Consider the following 14,617-nt stretch of genomic DNA (forward strand, 5'->3'; position numbering starts at 1 on the left):
GCGGGTTACCGGGGGCTTCATATCAAAGCGGAGGCGGGATCGGAAGCCCTCCGCGTTGCTCAATGCGGAGGGCTGCCGGCCATCTCATGCCCGGATATTGTTGTCCTTGACCACCTTGCCCCAAATGGCGACCTGCTTGTCGAAGAAGGTCTTGAAGGCGGGACCGTCCTCGAGCAGCAGCGTCATCTGCTGCGTCTCCTTGAGCTGGGCGGCGGTGGCGGGCTCGCTCAGGATCTCCTTGGACGCGGTCGCCAGGCCTGCGACGATGTCCGGCGGCGTCCCCGTCGGCGCGAAGATGCCCCACCAGGCCAGCGTCTCGAAATCCGGAAAGCCTGCCTCGATCGCGGTCGGCGTATCCGGCAGGCCGGGCAGCCGCTCGCGGCCGAGCTGCAGGATCGGACGCAGCATGTTGGTGCCGAGCTGGGCTGCAACCAGCGCCGCCGATCCCGCGATCAGGTCGACATGGCCGCCGAGCACGTCGTTCATCGCGGGGCCGCCGCCGCGATAGGGCACGTGCATGATCTCGACGCCGGCCTTGTTGCCGAGCACGGTCATGGCGAGATGGCCGAGCGTGCCGATGCCGACGGAGGCATATTTCACCGCGCCGGGCGTCGCCTTGCAGGCCGCCACCACGTCGGCGAAGCTCTTGTAGGGACGGCCCGCACCGGCGGCGATCACGTAAGGCGCGGTGCCGACCAGCAACACCGGCATCAGCTCGCGCTCGACATCGACGGGCGGCTTGTCGAGGATGGAGGGGATCACCGCGTGGGAATCGAAGGTGACCAGGAACGTCGAGCCATCAGGCGGGCTCTTGGCGACCTGCGCCGCGCCGAGCGCGCCGGCGGCGCCCGACTTGTTCTCGACAATGACGATGCGGTTGAGCTTGGTTTGCAGATGGCTCTGGAGCAGCCGCGCCATCGCATCGGTCGATCCGCCCGGCGGAAACGGCACCACCAGCGTGATCTTTGAAGCCTGCGCCAACGCCGGCGTCATCGCGAGAATAGCCGGCGCTGCGAGCAGCGTCCGTCGTGTGATCGTCATGGTATCCCCTCCCCTGTTTTCTCGCGCCCGGCTTTTGCTCTTGGCGCTTTAAGTGGTCCCGAAACCGGATCCCGCTTTTCTGTATTCTGGCCGTGGCGGACTGAAGATGTCCAGCACGCGGGCTCCGTCCGGGCCGGCGCGCATGGTGTGCGGCACATTACCCGGCGTGCGCCAGAAGTCGCCCTTCTTCACGGCAATCTCCTCATCACCCTGGACGCGGATGGCGGAGCCGTCGAGCAGCACGCCCCATTGCTCCTCGGGATGATGGTGCAGCGTGCCTTGCGCATGCGGCGCCAGCGTCACCACCGACAGCATCGCCTGCTCGCCGGAGAAGATGCGCGTGGTCACGCCTGCCGCGAGCTCGCGAAACAATCCGTCGCCGGCGTCGTCGAGATTGTGGAATTCGTCCTTCTGGCTCACGCCATCCTCCCCTTCTTTTTTTTCGCTGATCAGGATTTCCCATACGAGCCCTGATAACGGCCCTCGCGGATCGCCTTCAGCGTCTCCTCTTCGCGCGCGACCTGGGCGCGCACGGCGTCCAGCAGCGCCGCAGCACCTGCGGCGGCAAACGACACAACGCCGTCCTCGTCACCGACGACGATGTCGCCGGGCGAGATCACGCTGCCGCCGATCGAAACAGGCACATTGATCTCGCCGGGGCCGTTCTTGTAAGGGCCGCGGTGGATCACGGCGCGGGCGTAGCAGGGAAAGTCATCGGCCGCGAACGCCGCGACGTCGCGGATCGCGCCGTCGATGACATAGCCTTCGGCTTTGCGCCATTGCGCGATGTTCTTCATGATCTCGCCGACCAGCGCGCGGGTCTCATCGCCGCCGCCATCGACCACGATGACGTCGCCGGGGCCCACCAGCTCGAGCGCGCGGTGGATGGCGAGATTATCGCCGGGACGGGTGCGGACCGTGAAGGCTGTGCCCACCAGCTTGGCGCCGCGATGATAGGGTTTTAGCCCCACTGCGCCCGGCAGCCGGCCGAGATTGTCCGAAATGACCGAGGTCGGCGCGCCGCGAAAACCCTCGATGATCTCGGCCGGCGGCTTCGGCACAGCGTTCGCGGCGATGGTGATGGTCATAATCTCAGTCCTTCCCGTGAATTCTCTTAATCGGCGTGCGCCCGCGCCTTCGCCGGCCAAATCCGGAAGGCGCGCCCCTCCTTCATCCACGCCGCGCGCTCGTCGCGCAACAGGGTGCGGCGAACTTTTCCGGAATCGTCGCGCGGCGGGGCGGTGACGATCTCGAAGCTCTCGGGGTGCTTGTAGCGGCTGAGCCGGTCCCTCAAAAAACCCGCCATGCCGTCGGCGATCGCCTGACCGTCCGCATCGCCCTGCGGCTCGATGATAGCGTGCACGCGCTGCCCCAATTCCGGATCGGGCAATCCCACCACCACGCAAGAACGCACGCCGGGGCACTCGGAGACGGCAGCTTCGACCTCGGCGGGATAGATGTTGGCGCCGCCGCGCAGCACCATGTCGGCGAGGCGGTCACCGAGATACAGATAGCCTTCCGCATCCAGCCTGCCGATATCGCCGAGCGATTCCCAGCCGTCCGCGCGGCGCTTCGGCTCGGCACCGAGATAGTGATAGGTGGCATCCTTGCCGTCATTGTTGAGGAAATAGATCTCACCGCTCTCGCCCGGCGCAACGTCGTTGCCGTCCTCGCCGATGATGCGCAAGCGCGCCATTTCGCCAATCTTGCCGACCGAGCCCTTGTGCGTCAGCCATTCCGTGCCGGAGATGATGCAGGAGCCCTGTCGCTCGGTGCCGCCATAGAGCTCCCAGATCCGCTCAGGCCCAAGCCAGGCGATCCAGTTCTCCTTCAGCCAGGGTGGCATCGGAGCGGCCATGTGGAAGACGGTCTGCAGGCTCGACACATCATAGGCGTTGCGCACGTGCTCCGGCAGCGCCCAGATCCGGTGCATCATGGTCGGCACGAAATTGACCCATTGCACGCGTTCGCGCGCGATCTGGCGCAGCGCCTCCTCGGCGTCGAACTTGACGAGGCCGGTGAGCTGGCCACCGGTGAACAGCGCGTAGTGCGACACGATGAACGGCGCATTGTGATAGAGCGGGCCGGGATTGAGCAGCGAGACCCCAAAGGGAATATTGAGCGGCGGCGCGGCGACCGTGTCGATCACCGCCGGCTGGTGATCGAGGATCACCTTCGGGCGGCCGGTCGATCCGCCGCTGGTCATGGCTTTCCAATAGCGCGCCACCGGTGCGGTGAGCGGATCGTCCGAAAACCCTTCCGGCACGAAATCCGCGGGCAGACGGTTCGGCGCGTTCCAGTCGGCTTCGCCGCCGACCACCAGCGCCGGCTTCAGGATGTTGAGCACCGCCGCGGCTTCGCCGCGTGGCAGCCGCCATGACAGCGAGGTCGGCGTCGCTCCGCATTTCCACACCGCAAACGAGGTCTCGAAGAACGCATTGCCATTGGGCAAACCGATGGCGACGAAGTCGCCGGGCTTGACGCCCTTGGCCATAAACGCGCGCGCGCGCCGGTTGGCGCCGCGTTCGAGCGCGTCCCATGTCAGCGTGTCCTGCCCGTGACGGACGGCGATCGTGCCTTGCGGTTTGCGCTCGGCGTACCAGCGTGGCACATCGGACAGGGGCAGCAGCATCAGGCGTTTCCACTTCGTTTTCTTGGCGTCGCCAATGAGGCGACCGCAGGATGAAGTGACGCTGTGACTCCTGCGCCACGTCAAGCAAAAAATGTCAGCATCGCAGCCATGAAATTCCCGGGTTCCATGGGTGACAAGCCGGCCATAAAGGGGCAAAAATCAGTCCGACTCAGTTCGGGTTGAGTTTTGCAAGGAATGCTCTCGTAGAATGTCGGACGTAGTTGCATCGCGTCGTGCGGCGCTTGTGGTTGCCGCAGCAGGATTTTTTCTGCTGGCGCCGTCGCATGCCCAGGCACAATGGTGGAAGCGCGCGCCTGTTGACTTCGAGACCTGCGCCGACGCCGCCGAGAAAGCCACGACCAAATCCGAGAAGACGGCTGCGCTTGCAGACTGCAACGCCAAATTCGCCGGCCGGCGCAAGGCGGGCGGCGGCTATTCCTATTACGATTTCCTCCAGGACCGCACCTTCGACATCGCCGGCCCCAATCCGACGCCGGAGGAGCAGAAGAAGATCGACGAATCCTACACTGCCTATCTCGCCAATCAGCGCCGCAGCAATGAAGCCGCTCGAGCCACCGCGCGCCAGCAGCGCGAGCAGCAGGAACAACAGGTGCAGCAGCTCCAGCGGGTCGCGTTGCGAACCGAGGTCGAGCGCGTTCCGGTGCCGGTCGAGCGGCCCAAGGTCCAGCAGGCCGCCATCGGCGACGCGCGGCCGCGGCCGAAGGGCGCACCCTGCACCAAGGGCTCGTTCTCCTGCGAATGGCCGCGGCTGTCGGATGGATTGAACGACATCAAGAAGCTGTTCAGCCCGACGCCGAGCAAACCCGCGAAGAAGGGCTGAGCTGCGCCCACAAGCTCAGCCGTCGTCCTGGCGAAAGCCAGGACCCATTACCCCAGGAAGCAGTTGGGCGGCAGACTCGTAGTTCGGTACTCCGACCGTTCACTATCGATAGATTCCGCGGTATGGGTCCTGGCTTTCGCCAGGACGACGGCTGAGGATGCGGCCTCAGTTCGTGTGCTTCTTCTTGCCGCGCTTGGGAGTTGCAACCGGCGCATTCACCGGTGCCGTTGTCGTCGGTGAACTGCCCAATTGCGACCTGCTCTCCTGCAATCGCCTGTCGTAGCCGGGAGAGTTCATGACCGTCGGCGGCCGGGCCTCCGCGACCGAGGACGCGGCGCAGAGCACGGCCAGCGCGAATCCGATCGTCAGACGAAGCTTCATCATTGCTCCTCCCGTCGCGCAGCGTGCACTCATGCGTTACCCGCGAATCTGCTGCGGTCTCAGCCGCGGCGAGCCCTTGCCCGCGGCTTCAGCCTCCTTGATCAGCGCAACAATGCGGCGCGACAGCGGCACGTCGACACTGTTCTGCTCGGCGAGCGCGATGATCGCGCCCTGGAGATAGTCGATCTCGGTCTTGCGGCCGTGCTTCAGATCCTGCCACATCGAGGAACGCGCCTCGGGATCGATCTTCATGGTCCGTCCCAGGATCAGGTTGAAAATCGGATCAGGCAGTCTCAGCAAGGTCGGCGTCCAGGACGACGGGATCGGCGTCGTCGAGACCGGGGTGATGCCGGCGGCCCTCATCGCAGCCAGTCCCTCCGCCATCTGATCGGCGAAGAGTTTTCGCCAGTCACGGTTCGCCAATTGCGCCGCGAGCGGCATATCGGACAAGGCGCTGAGCGCGTTGTTCAAATTGATGATCAGCTTGCCCCATTGTACGCCGGTGATGTCGCGGCTTGCGCGCATGGCGAGCCCCGGCACCGACAGCGCTGCGGCCGTGTTCGCATCATCTTGGCCAACATGAATGTCGCCGGAGGTCGAGCGGTGGAAGCGGCCCTCGCCCATCCCGACCACGTTGAAAGGCACCATGCCGGCGAGCACGCGGCGGTCGCCGAGGCGCTCGCGCAACACCGCGACATTGCCGACGCCGTTTTGCAGCGACACGATGACGGCGTCCTGCGGCGCATGCTGCGCGATCTGGTCGGCGACACCTGCCGTGTCGGCGCTCTTCACCGTGACCAGCACGATGCCGGCGCTGTGGAAGATCGCGGGATCTTCCGACAGCGCGAGGCGGCCCGGGTCGAGCTTCGTCTTGGAGCCGTCGAAATCGGTCAGAAGCAGGCCGAACCGCTCGATCTCGGTCTTCACCCGCGGCCGCACCAGGAACGCGACGCGGCGGCCGGCAGCCGCCAGGGTGCCGCCGACGAAACATCCGATGGCGCCCGCGCCGGCCACCACGATCGGTCGATCCGTAACCACCTTGGCTGCCCCCTTAACGATCTGCTCTCGATAGCAGAGGCTGCGGCTGCTGCCCATTCCCGCAGTTACGGCGCAATCGCCTTGTAACCGTCATGACAGCCTCATATGTTTTCGAACGGGGCTTGTTACCGGCAAGAAAGCGCCAAAGGAGAACGCCATGGGTTTGCTCGACGTCCTCAACGGCATGCAGAACGGCCCGCGCGGGCCAAGCACGCCGAGTTCACAATCCTCATCCAGCGGTGGCATGTCGCCCATGACCATGGCGCTCCTTGGCCTGCTCGCCTGGAAGGCATTCAAGCATTTGAGCGGCAATCAGAGCGGCAGCGCGCCGCAGCCGTCTCCGGCACCGACGCCGACGCATCTCCCCCCGTCGGTGAATGCGGGCGCTGGCGGCGGCCTCGGTGATCTGTTGAAGGGTGGCCTTGGCGGCCTGCTCGCGGGCGGCGCGGCCGGCAGCGTGCTCAGCGGCGGTCTCGGCGATCTCCTCAACCAGCTCCAGCAGAGCGGCCATGGCGACGCCGCCAATACCTGGGTCGGCAAGGGCGAGAACAAGGCGATCGCACCGGGCGATCTCGCCAATGCGCTCGGCGCCGACCAGATCGAGAGCCTGTCGGCCCAGAGCGGCCTGTCGCGTGACGAACTGCTCTCCGGCCTCAGCCAATATCTGCCGCAGGTGGTCGATCATCTGACGCCGGACGGACGGCTGCCGACCGAGCAAGAGATCGCGGGCAGAGTCTGATTTTAATTTAGTCAAAGCGAGGAAGCACTGTCATGAGCATGGGCGGCTTGTTGTGGATCATCGTCGTCGGCTTTGTCGCCGGCCTCATCGCGCGTTGGCTGGCGCCGGGACCGAATAATCCGAGCGGCTTCATCCTCACCACCATCCTCGGCATCGCCGGCGCGTTTCTCGCGACCTTCATCGGCCAGGCCATCGGGCACTACAGTCCCGACCAGGGCGCGGGATTCATCATGGCCACGATCGGCGCCGTGGTGGTGCTGTTCATCTGGCACCGGCTGGTAGCGAGCGGCGTGATCAAGGGATAGCCTACGATCGATGGCGCGGCCTATCCACAATTCGGCGTGGGGGGGGGGGGGGGGGGGGGGGCCGCCGGGGGGGGGGGGGGGGGGGGCCCCCCCCGCCCCCCCCCCCCCACCCCCCCCCCCCCCCCCCCCCCCCCCCCCCCCCCCGGGGGGCCCGGGGGCGTGGTCAGCAGCGATCCCCACACACGGGGGGGCGCCCCAACCCCCCGGGGGGGGGGCGCCCCCCCCCCGCCCCCCCCCACGATTGCGTTTGCCGCGCTAGCCGCGCGCCCTCACGTCACCAAATGCATCCCCGCATCCATGCGCACGACCTCGCCGGTCATGTTGCTGGAGGCCGGCATCGCCAGGAAGCAGACAAGCTGCGCGATGTCTTCCGCTGATGATGCGACCTTCAGCGGCACCTTGGCCACGACGCTGTCGCGCACCTGCTTGGCGCCCGCCTCGCCACGGCCCTTGGTGAACCAGGGTGTGTCGATATAGCCCGGGCATACCGTGTTGACGCGGATCAGCGGTGCCAGCGCCCGCGACAGCGACAGCGTCATGGTGTTGAGCGCGCCCTTGCTTGCCGCATAGGCAATCGACGATCCGACGCCGCTGATGCCGGCCACCGAGGAGATGTTGACCACGGCGGACGGTCGCCCCGAGGCCTTGGCGCCGGCCTCGAGCAGGCTGCGCGCTGCGCGCACCATCTGGAACGGGCCGATGGTGTTGACGCCGTACAGGCGCTGGAAATCTTCCGCCGACAATCCATCGAGATCGGCATGGGCGACATGCTTGGTGGTGCCGGCATTGTTGACGAGCATGTCGAGCCGGCCCCAGCCGCTGGCCGCGGCGACGATCTTGCGGCAATCGTCATCCTTCGAGACGTCGCCCTGCGCGACCAGAACTTCCGGTGAGCCCGCCTTCCGGCAAAGCTCCGCGGTCGCCTCGGCTTCCCTCTGGCTCGAGGAATAGTTGATGACGAGCCGCGCCCCACTCCGTGCGAGAATTTCCGCGGTCGCGGCACCCAGGCCGGAGGCGGACCCCGTCACGATCGCGCACAAACTGTCCTTTGCCATCCGGATTTCCTTCCCCTTGATTGAATATCGACGTTCTGTTTAGCGAGTTTGCCGCGCCCTGCAAATCGAGCAAACTTCCGCTAAGCGGAATTAGCCTTCTATAGTCCCTTGCGTCCATGCCCGCGCTGCAGGTTGACCTGCGATCAGCGCTTGTCAGGGCCATGGCTTTTTCGGATCATCGGGCGCAAGAAGAACCTGCGCGTTCGCCCACGGGGCGGGAAGCGCCAATGGCAAAACACGGGGAACGCTGTGGCGGAGAGTGACAATATCGTCGTCGAGACCGCGGAGAAAATCTTCGCCGATCTCGCCGATCCGCAGACCGTCAACAATGACAAAAAGGATTCATGGCAGGCGCCGCTGTGGCAGGCGCTGAGCGAAGCCGGCCTCCCGTTGGCCTGGGTGCCGGACGATCTCGGCGGCTCCGGCGCGAGCCTTGCCGACGGCTTTGCGCTGCTGAACGCCGCCGGCCGTTTCGCGGTCGCGGTTCCCCTGGCCGAGACCATGGTGGCAGGCTGGCTGCTGGCGCAGGCGAAGATCGCATCCCCCGAGGGAGAGATGACGGTGCTGCCGGCGTCGCCGAAGGATCGTATCACCCTCGATGCCGATGGTGCGCTCTCTGGCCGCGCCCGAGGCGTGCCCTTTGCAAAGGCGGCAAAGCACTTCGCAGTGCTGGCCCACGGCAAGGACGGCGCCTCGATCGCGCTGGTCGACGCGAGCAAGGGTCGGATCGAGACCGGACTCAATGTCGGCTACGACCACAGCGACACCGTCACGCTCGACAAGGTCCAGCCCGTCACCATCAAGCCCGCCCCGAGCGGCTTTGACCAGACCACAATGATGCTGATGGGCGGCGTCGCGCGCAGCCTTCAGATCGCGGGCGCGCTGGAATCGATGCTCGACATCTCCGTGCGCTATTCCAACGAGCGCGTCGCCTTCGAGAAGAAGATCTCCAAATTCCAGGCGGTGCAGCACAACCTCGCGCGCCTCGCCGGCGAGTCGGCTGCTGCGCTTGCCGCGGCGACCTCGGCCGCGGACGCCATCGCCAATGCAAAGTCGTTCGACGACGCGGTCTACCTCGAAGCCGCCTCGGCAAAAATCCGCTGCGCGGAAGCCGCGGAAAAGGGCGGCGCCATTGCGCATCAGGTCCATGGCGCGATCGGCTTCACACTGGAGCACATCCTGCACCGCTATTCGCTGCGGGCATTGGCCTGGCGCGACGATTTCGGTTCAGAAAGCCACTGGGCCGTCGAGCTCGGCAAACTCATTGCCAACCGCGGCGCCGACGAATTGTGGCCGCTCGTGGCTTCGCGCTGATCAGGGACGAGACAACAATGACTGCTGCCCTCCGTTTCGATCCGATCCGCCTGCCCGAAAAATGCGAGCAATTGCGCAAGGAAGTGCGCGCGTTCCTCGCAGAAGAGATCGCCGCCGGCACCTTCGATCCGCACAAGCCCAACCGCGAAGACACCGACGCGCCGGAATTTTCCCGCCGGGTCGGCGCCAAGGGTTGGCTCGGCATGACATGGCCGAAGAAATATGGCGGCCAGGAACGCTCGTTCCTCGAACGTTACGTGGTGACGGAGGAGATGCGCGTCGCCAACGCGCCGACGCGGCGGTTCTTCGTCGCCGACCGCCAGAGCGGGCCGGTTCTGATCAAGTATGCCCCGGAGCACATCAAGATGGACATCCTGCCGCGCATCTGCCGCGGCGAGATCTGCTTCGCGATCGGCATGAGCGAGCCGAACTCCGGCTCGGACCTGTTCGCCGCGAAGACGCGCGCGACCAAGACCGACGGCGGCTATCTCATCAACGGCACCAAGATCTGGACCTCGTCGGCGCACATCGCCGACTACATGATCGCGATCTTCCGGACCTCGCAGCCGACCAAGGAAAACCGGCGTCACGGCCTGACCCAGTTCCTGGTCAAGATGAAGCAGCCGGGCATCCAGGTGAACCCGATCGGCCAGATCACCGGCCAGTACGAGTTCAACGAGGTCGTCTTCACCGATTTCTACGTGCCCGACGATCATGTGCTCGGCGAAGTCGACGGCGCCTGGAAGCAGGCGACCAGCGAGCTCGCTTATGAGCGTTCGGGCCCCGAGCGCTTCCTGGAGACCTATTACGTGCTGACCGAGCTGGTTCGCGCCGTTGGTCCCAATCCGGACACGCGCAGCGCCGAAGGGATCGGCCGGCTGGTGGCGCAGCTCCACACCATGCGTCGCATGTCGGTCTCGGTCGCGGGCATGCTGCAGGCCGGCAAGGAGCCGGTCGTCGAAGCCTCTATCGTAAAGGACATCGGCACGGTGTGGGAGCAGCAGCTTCCGCACCGCGTGCGCGATCTCGCCGCCTTCGTCGAGGAGACCGCGACCAACCGCGAGACGCTGGAGCGGCAGCTCGATTTCGCCATCAAAACCGCGCCGAAACTCACCATCCAGGGCGGCACCACTGAGGTGCTGCGCGGCATCATCGCCCGCGGGCTTGGTTTGCGCTAATTATTCGAGGACATCATGAGCACTTACAAAGATATCGGCGTCGAGAAAGTTGGTCACGTCGGCACCATCGAAATCCGCCGCCCGCCGCTCAACTTCTTCGACATTTCGCTGATCAACCAGATCGCGGACGCGCTCGACGAGTTCGATCGCGACATCGAGATTCGCGCCTCGGTGCTGTCGGCGCAGGGCAAGGCGTTTTGCGCCGGCGCCAATTTCCAGGACCCGGCACGGCAGGCGCAAGAGGCGCGCGAAGCAGATAAGACGGCCAAGGGCGATCCGGCCGACAGCCTCGGGGCGATCAACCACCTCTACATCCAGGCCGTGCGCATCTTCCGCGCCAAGAAGCCGATCGTCGCGGCCGTGCAGGGCGCCGCCATCGGTGGCGGATTGGGCCTCGCGGTATCGGCGGACTTCCGGGTCACCTGCCCCGAAGCGCGCTTCTCCGCGAACTTTACGAAGCTCGGCTTCCATCCCGGCTTCGGCCTGACCGTGACGCTGCCCGAGCTGATCGGCAAGAACAACGCCGAGCTGATGTTCTACACCAGCCGCCGCGTCACCGGCGAAGAGGCCTTCAAATGGGGCCTCGCCAACGCGGTGGTGCCGCAGGACCAGGTCAAGGCGGCCGCACTGAAGCTCGCCGGCGAAATCGCCGAATGCTCCCCGCTCGGCCTCGTCTCCACCCGCGCGACGATGCGCGCTGGGCTCGCCGACCGCGTGATGGCGGCCACCAATCACGAGCTCGAGGAGCAGACGCGCCTGCGTGCCACGGAAGACTTCAAGGAAGGCGTGAAGGCCACGGAAGAACGGCGCGTGGCGAATTTCAGGGGGCGGTAGCCACCGCTCTACGCGTCGCTTCGCCGCCGCCTTGCCACATGCTCCATCGTCGTCCTGGCGAAAGCCAGGACCCATTACACCAGGGAGAAGTTGTGGCGCGAAGCTGGTAACCACGAGTCTTCGCCAAACAACTCCCTGTGGTAATGGGTCCTGGATCAGCGCTCGCTCCGCTCGCTTGTCCAGGACGACAGCGGCGTTTGTGGTGCGCTATCTCCTCCCCACCACCAGCGCATCCACGATCGTCACGCCCTGGCCTTCGGCCTGCACCAGCACCGGGTTGAGCTCGATCTCCGCGATCTCCGCCGCATGCTGTGACGCAAGCACCGAGATATCCGCGATCAACTGCGACACCGCCGCAACATCCGCCATCGCCGCCCCTCGAAATCCTGTCAACAACGGCGCGGCTTTCAAGCGCGCCAGCATCGCGCCGGCTTCGTCCGCGCTGACCGGCGCCGGGCGGTAGACGACGTCGCGGAACAGCTCCGTGGTGATGCCGCCGAGTCCCACCATCACCATCGGTCCGAAGGTCTTGTCCGTCATCGTGCCGATGATGATCTCGACCCCCCGCTTCGCCATCGGGCTGACCAGCACGCCCTGAATGGCCGCCCCGGGCCGATGCTTGCGCGCGTTGTTGAGCAGCGCCTCGAACGCCAGAAACACTTCGCCCTTTGTGGCGATGTTGACGCGTACGCCGCCGACCTCGCTCTTGTGCGCAATGTCCGGCGACTGGATCTTCAGCACCAGCGGAAAGCCGACGTGGGCGACGGCAGCATCGAGCTCGCCCTTGTCCTTCACCAGCACCTCGTCCGGCAGCGCGATGCCGGCGGCGCGGAGCAATGCTTTGCTGTCTGTCTCGGACAGAACCGGTGAGGTCAGATGGACGGAGAGATCGCGCGCCGGCGGTCGCGCTTCGTCCGTCGGCTTCGGCAGCTCGAAACGGGCATAATCGACGAGCTGCCGCATCGCGACGCCGACATGGGTGAGGCCCGAGAGCACCACGACTCCGGATTTGGCGAGCTCGCGCCGCGCGAAATCGGACGGCACCGTGTAGGAATAGAACACCACCGGCTTGCGCTGCGCGGCCAGCACCGGCGTCAACTCGGCTTCCTTGAACGGCTTGCGGGCTTCGCTCGACAGCGACAGCACGACCAGGATCGTGTCGATCTCGTCGGATGCGGTGAGGACATCGACGCTCTTCTGCAAGCCGCCCGAGGTCACGCCCTGGGCGGTGACGTCGATCGGGTTGCGCGCCGCGCCGTAGGACGGCATCAGCGCCTTGATCTCCGCCTGGATTTTCTCGGAGAGCTCCGGCACCTGCAAGCCTTGCAGCGCCACGGCATCGGCGCCCCAGATGCCGGCGCCGCCGGAGACGGTGACCACGGCGACACGATCGCCTTTCGGCAACGGATTGCTCGCAAGCACCGCTGCGATCGTCAGTGCCTCGTCGAGATCGTTGGAGACGATGAAGCCATACTTGGCGAACACCGCGTCGTAGGCCGCCGACCATCCGGCCATGCTCGCGGTGTGCGAGGCGGCCGCCCGCATCCCGGCGCCGGAGCGGCCGACTTTCGTCACGATGACGGGCTTCTTCAGCTCGGCGGCTCCCCGCGCTGCCGCGAGAAACTTGTCGACGTCGCGGATGCCTTCGATGAACAGCAGGATCACGTCGGTGGAAGCGTCCTGCACCAGGTAATCCAGGAACTCGCCGGCCCCGAGATCGGATTCGTTGCCGGCACTGACGACATAGCTCACGGCAATGCCAAGCGCGCTGGCGCGGTGATAATAGGCAAAGCCGATGCCGCCGCTCTGCGCGACGATGCCGATCCGCCTCGTCGTGGCGACCAGCGGCACCACGCCCGCCTTGACATCCACGGCGGGACTGAACGTCGCCGCCACGCGCTGCATCTGGCTGAAAAAACCCTCGGCGTTCGGACCGGAAATCCGCATGCCGGTGCGCCTCGCCAGCGCCGCGATCGCGTCCTGCATCGCCGCGCTCTCCCCACCCTCCTCGGCAAAGCCGGACGAGATGATGACGGCGTTCTTCACGCCGGCGGCGGCGCATTGCTCGAGCGCGGCAAGCACTGCGCGGGCGGGGATGAGGATGATTGCGAGATCGATCGGCGCGCCGATGTCGGTGATCGATTTGTAGCAGATGAGGCCATCGATCTCGGCGTAGTTCGGGTTCACCGGATAGATTTTTCCGGAATATTCGTTCTTGCGCAGCATCGACAGCAGCCGGCCCGGAATCTTCTCGTGATCGCGCGAGGCGCCGATCAGCGCGATGCTGGCCGGTGCAAAGAAGCTGTCGAGCGGATGCGGCACGAAGTGATACCTTTTCTTGTTCTTGGCCCACCGCGCTCTCCCACCCCCTCATCCTGAGGTGCGAGCGATGGGCCGCTGAGCGTCCCATCGGGAGCCTCGAAGGATGAACGGCCCCGCTGGTGGCCGTCGCCCTTCGAGGCTCGCCGAAGAGGCCAGCACCTCAGGGTGACGGATCACTATCAGACAATCAACTCAGGCGGAACGTCACTCCGCCCAGCAAAAATTCGTTGCCTGCAACGGCATGTCCCTTCGCCCTGGCGGCATGCAGCACGCGCGCCGCATCCGCAACCTGAAACTCCAGTGCGCTCATGATTTCGCTGGCGCCTTTGACAAACCGGAAAGTCGCATTGGGCAGCTTCAATTCGGCATCGCCACTCGGCGCAATGCCGATGAGCTTGCCCCAATGCTCGGCCAGCCCTTGCGGATCCGGGCTCTGCATCTCCACGCTCGTCAACGCCTGTGTCACGTCCTTGCGGATGAATTTTTGCCAGTCGGGGCCGGCCGGTGGATACGGCCCCAAAATGTCGTCGCTGCCTTCGGTGTGGTTGAACTCGATGAAGGCGGCGCGGCAGTCGCGGGGATGGAGCTGCACGCCGTGATAGGGCGCGTGGTCGATGACGTTGGCGGTGCGCACACCAAGAGCATTGGCGTTACGACCGCGCTCGTCGGGATCGTTGCAGCAGAAGATCGCCATGTAGCCGCCGCGCCCGCCGCCCTTCTCGATGAAGCGACCGGCCGTGGTGCCGTCCTTGAACGGCGCGACCACCTCCAGCAGGATCGTGTCGACCGGCAGCAGCGCGTTCTCCAGGCCGTATTTCGCGACGTTGCCGTCGTTGTAGCAGACAGCGAGGCCCATGATATCAGCGATGTCAGTGATCACGGGCGCGAGCTGCGGCGCGACCAGGCAGATCTGCCGCAACCGCATATAGGGCGCCAT

The 14,617-nt window shown here is 65.6% G+C and carries 15 protein-coding genes; 6 read left to right on the forward strand and 9 right to left on the reverse strand.

Annotated features, from left to right (window positions below):
* Nucleotides 1-84 precede the first annotated feature (84 nt).
* Genes AC0L3C_RS29920 through AC0L3C_RS29935 form a run of 4 tightly spaced genes read right to left on the reverse strand, consistent with a single transcriptional unit; the run spans nt 85 to nt 3,673 of the window.
* Nucleotides 85-1,041, reverse strand: coding sequence for a tripartite tricarboxylate transporter substrate-binding protein (locus AC0L3C_RS29920; protein WP_106941608.1), 957 nt, complete (start codon nt 1,039-1,041; stop codon nt 85-87).
* Between the two features lie 48 nt (nt 1,042-1,089).
* The gene (locus tag AC0L3C_RS29925; protein WP_473266035.1) at nt 1,090-1,461 is read right to left on the reverse strand and encodes a cupin domain-containing protein; all 372 of its coding nucleotides are present in this window, start codon (nt 1,459-1,461) and stop codon (nt 1,090-1,092) included.
* Between the two features lie 29 nt (nt 1,462-1,490).
* Nucleotides 1,491-2,129, reverse strand: coding sequence for an RraA family protein (locus AC0L3C_RS29930; RefSeq protein ID WP_007604635.1), 639 nt, complete (start codon nt 2,127-2,129; stop codon nt 1,491-1,493).
* A gap of 26 nt (nt 2,130-2,155) precedes the next feature.
* Complete coding sequence (locus AC0L3C_RS29935; RefSeq protein WP_473266033.1) at nt 2,156-3,673, reverse strand: AMP-binding protein; 1,518 nt, start codon at nt 3,671-3,673, stop codon at nt 2,156-2,158.
* A gap of 208 nt (nt 3,674-3,881) precedes the next feature.
* Here AC0L3C_RS29935 and AC0L3C_RS29940 point away from each other — a divergent pair, with 208 nt between their 5' ends.
* A complete protein-coding gene (locus AC0L3C_RS29940) occupies nt 3,882-4,514 on the forward strand; it encodes a hypothetical protein (protein ID WP_473266030.1) in 633 nt (210 codons plus the stop codon).
* Nucleotides 4,515-4,679: 165 nt separating this feature from the next.
* Here AC0L3C_RS29940 and AC0L3C_RS29945 read toward each other — a convergent pair whose 3' ends face one another.
* Together AC0L3C_RS29945 and AC0L3C_RS29950 are read right to left on the reverse strand one after the other, a co-directional pair.
* Nucleotides 4,680-4,895 carry a hypothetical protein gene (locus tag AC0L3C_RS29945; RefSeq protein WP_473266062.1) on the reverse strand — a complete coding sequence of 72 codons (216 nt, stop codon included), beginning with the start codon at nt 4,893-4,895 and terminating at the stop codon, nt 4,680-4,682.
* Nucleotides 4,896-4,931: 36 nt separating this feature from the next.
* The gene (locus AC0L3C_RS29950; RefSeq protein WP_473409729.1) at nt 4,932-5,933 is read right to left on the reverse strand and encodes a 2-dehydropantoate 2-reductase; all 1,002 of its coding nucleotides are present in this window, start codon (nt 5,931-5,933) and stop codon (nt 4,932-4,934) included.
* 157 nt (nt 5,934-6,090) lie between these two features.
* Between AC0L3C_RS29950 and AC0L3C_RS29955 the strand changes: the two genes are divergently transcribed.
* Together AC0L3C_RS29955 and AC0L3C_RS29960 are read left to right on the forward strand one after the other, a co-directional pair.
* Nucleotides 6,091-6,672: a YidB family protein gene (locus AC0L3C_RS29955; RefSeq protein WP_473266025.1), complete on the forward strand. Its 582-nt coding sequence runs from the start codon at nt 6,091-6,093 to the stop codon at nt 6,670-6,672.
* 32 nt (nt 6,673-6,704) lie between these two features.
* Nucleotides 6,705-6,977, forward strand: a complete 273-nt coding sequence (locus tag AC0L3C_RS29960; RefSeq protein ID WP_196236584.1) for a GlsB/YeaQ/YmgE family stress response membrane protein — start codon at nt 6,705-6,707, stop codon at nt 6,975-6,977.
* 269 nt (nt 6,978-7,246) lie between these two features.
* Here the strand turns inward: AC0L3C_RS29960 and AC0L3C_RS29965 are convergent, their stop codons facing one another.
* Nucleotides 7,247-8,032: an SDR family NAD(P)-dependent oxidoreductase gene (locus tag AC0L3C_RS29965; protein WP_473266021.1), complete on the reverse strand. Its 786-nt coding sequence runs from the start codon at nt 8,030-8,032 to the stop codon at nt 7,247-7,249.
* A 249-nt stretch (nt 8,033-8,281) separates the two neighbouring features.
* On the opposite strand from AC0L3C_RS29965, the gene AC0L3C_RS29970 reads away from it, so the two are divergent.
* From AC0L3C_RS29970 to AC0L3C_RS29980, 3 genes are read left to right on the forward strand one after another with little or no spacing between them, the layout of a single operon-like run.
* Nucleotides 8,282-9,346 (forward strand): acyl-CoA dehydrogenase family protein, encoded by a 1,065-nt coding sequence (locus tag AC0L3C_RS29970; protein ID WP_473266019.1) that lies wholly within the window; start codon nt 8,282-8,284, stop codon nt 9,344-9,346.
* 17 nt (nt 9,347-9,363) lie between these two features.
* A complete protein-coding gene (locus AC0L3C_RS29975; protein ID WP_473409730.1) occupies nt 9,364-10,524 on the forward strand; it encodes an acyl-CoA dehydrogenase family protein in 1,161 nt (386 codons plus the stop codon).
* A 15-nt stretch (nt 10,525-10,539) separates the two neighbouring features.
* Nucleotides 10,540-11,358 carry an enoyl-CoA hydratase/isomerase family protein gene (locus tag AC0L3C_RS29980; RefSeq protein ID WP_473409731.1) on the forward strand — a complete coding sequence of 273 codons (819 nt, stop codon included), beginning with the start codon at nt 10,540-10,542 and terminating at the stop codon, nt 11,356-11,358.
* A 207-nt stretch (nt 11,359-11,565) separates the two neighbouring features.
* On the opposite strand, the gene AC0L3C_RS29985 is transcribed toward AC0L3C_RS29980, so the two are convergent.
* Nucleotides 11,566-13,680, reverse strand: coding sequence for an acetate--CoA ligase family protein (locus AC0L3C_RS29985; protein ID WP_473409732.1), 2,115 nt, complete (start codon nt 13,678-13,680; stop codon nt 11,566-11,568).
* Nucleotides 13,681-13,867: 187 nt separating this feature from the next.
* A complete protein-coding gene (locus AC0L3C_RS29990; RefSeq protein WP_473266011.1) occupies nt 13,868-14,617 on the reverse strand; it encodes a VOC family protein in 750 nt (249 codons plus the stop codon).

Source organism: Bradyrhizobium sp. WSM4872 (assembly GCF_055811715.1).

Excerpts from the sequence above, each read along its gene's own strand:
- AC0L3C_RS29990 (WP_473266011.1), bottom strand. The coding sequence starts at position 14,617 with ATGGCGCCCTATATGCGGTTGCGGCAGATCTGCCTGGTCGCGCCGCAG.
- AC0L3C_RS29940 (WP_473266030.1), top strand. The coding sequence starts at position 3,882 with ATGTCGGACGTAGTTGCATCGCGTCGTGCGGCGCTTGTGGTTGCCGCA.
- AC0L3C_RS29945 (WP_473266062.1), bottom strand. The coding sequence starts at position 4,895 with ATGAAGCTTCGTCTGACGATCGGATTCGCGCTGGCCGTGCTCTGCGCC.
- AC0L3C_RS29955 (WP_473266025.1), top strand. The coding sequence starts at position 6,091 with ATGGGTTTGCTCGACGTCCTCAACGGCATGCAGAACGGCCCGCGCGGG.
- AC0L3C_RS29965 (WP_473266021.1), bottom strand. The coding sequence starts at position 8,032 with ATGGCAAAGGACAGTTTGTGCGCGATCGTGACGGGGTCCGCCTCCGGC.
- AC0L3C_RS29920 (WP_106941608.1), bottom strand. The coding sequence starts at position 1,041 with ATGACGATCACACGACGGACGCTGCTCGCAGCGCCGGCTATTCTCGCG.
- AC0L3C_RS29930 (WP_007604635.1), bottom strand. The coding sequence starts at position 2,129 with ATGACCATCACCATCGCCGCGAACGCTGTGCCGAAGCCGCCGGCCGAG.
- AC0L3C_RS29980 (WP_473409731.1), top strand. The coding sequence starts at position 10,540 with ATGAGCACTTACAAAGATATCGGCGTCGAGAAAGTTGGTCACGTCGGC.
- AC0L3C_RS29975 (WP_473409730.1), top strand. The coding sequence starts at position 9,364 with ATGACTGCTGCCCTCCGTTTCGATCCGATCCGCCTGCCCGAAAAATGC.
- AC0L3C_RS29960 (WP_196236584.1), top strand. The coding sequence starts at position 6,705 with ATGAGCATGGGCGGCTTGTTGTGGATCATCGTCGTCGGCTTTGTCGCC.
- AC0L3C_RS29935 (WP_473266033.1), bottom strand. The coding sequence starts at position 3,673 with ATGCTGCTGCCCCTGTCCGATGTGCCACGCTGGTACGCCGAGCGCAAA.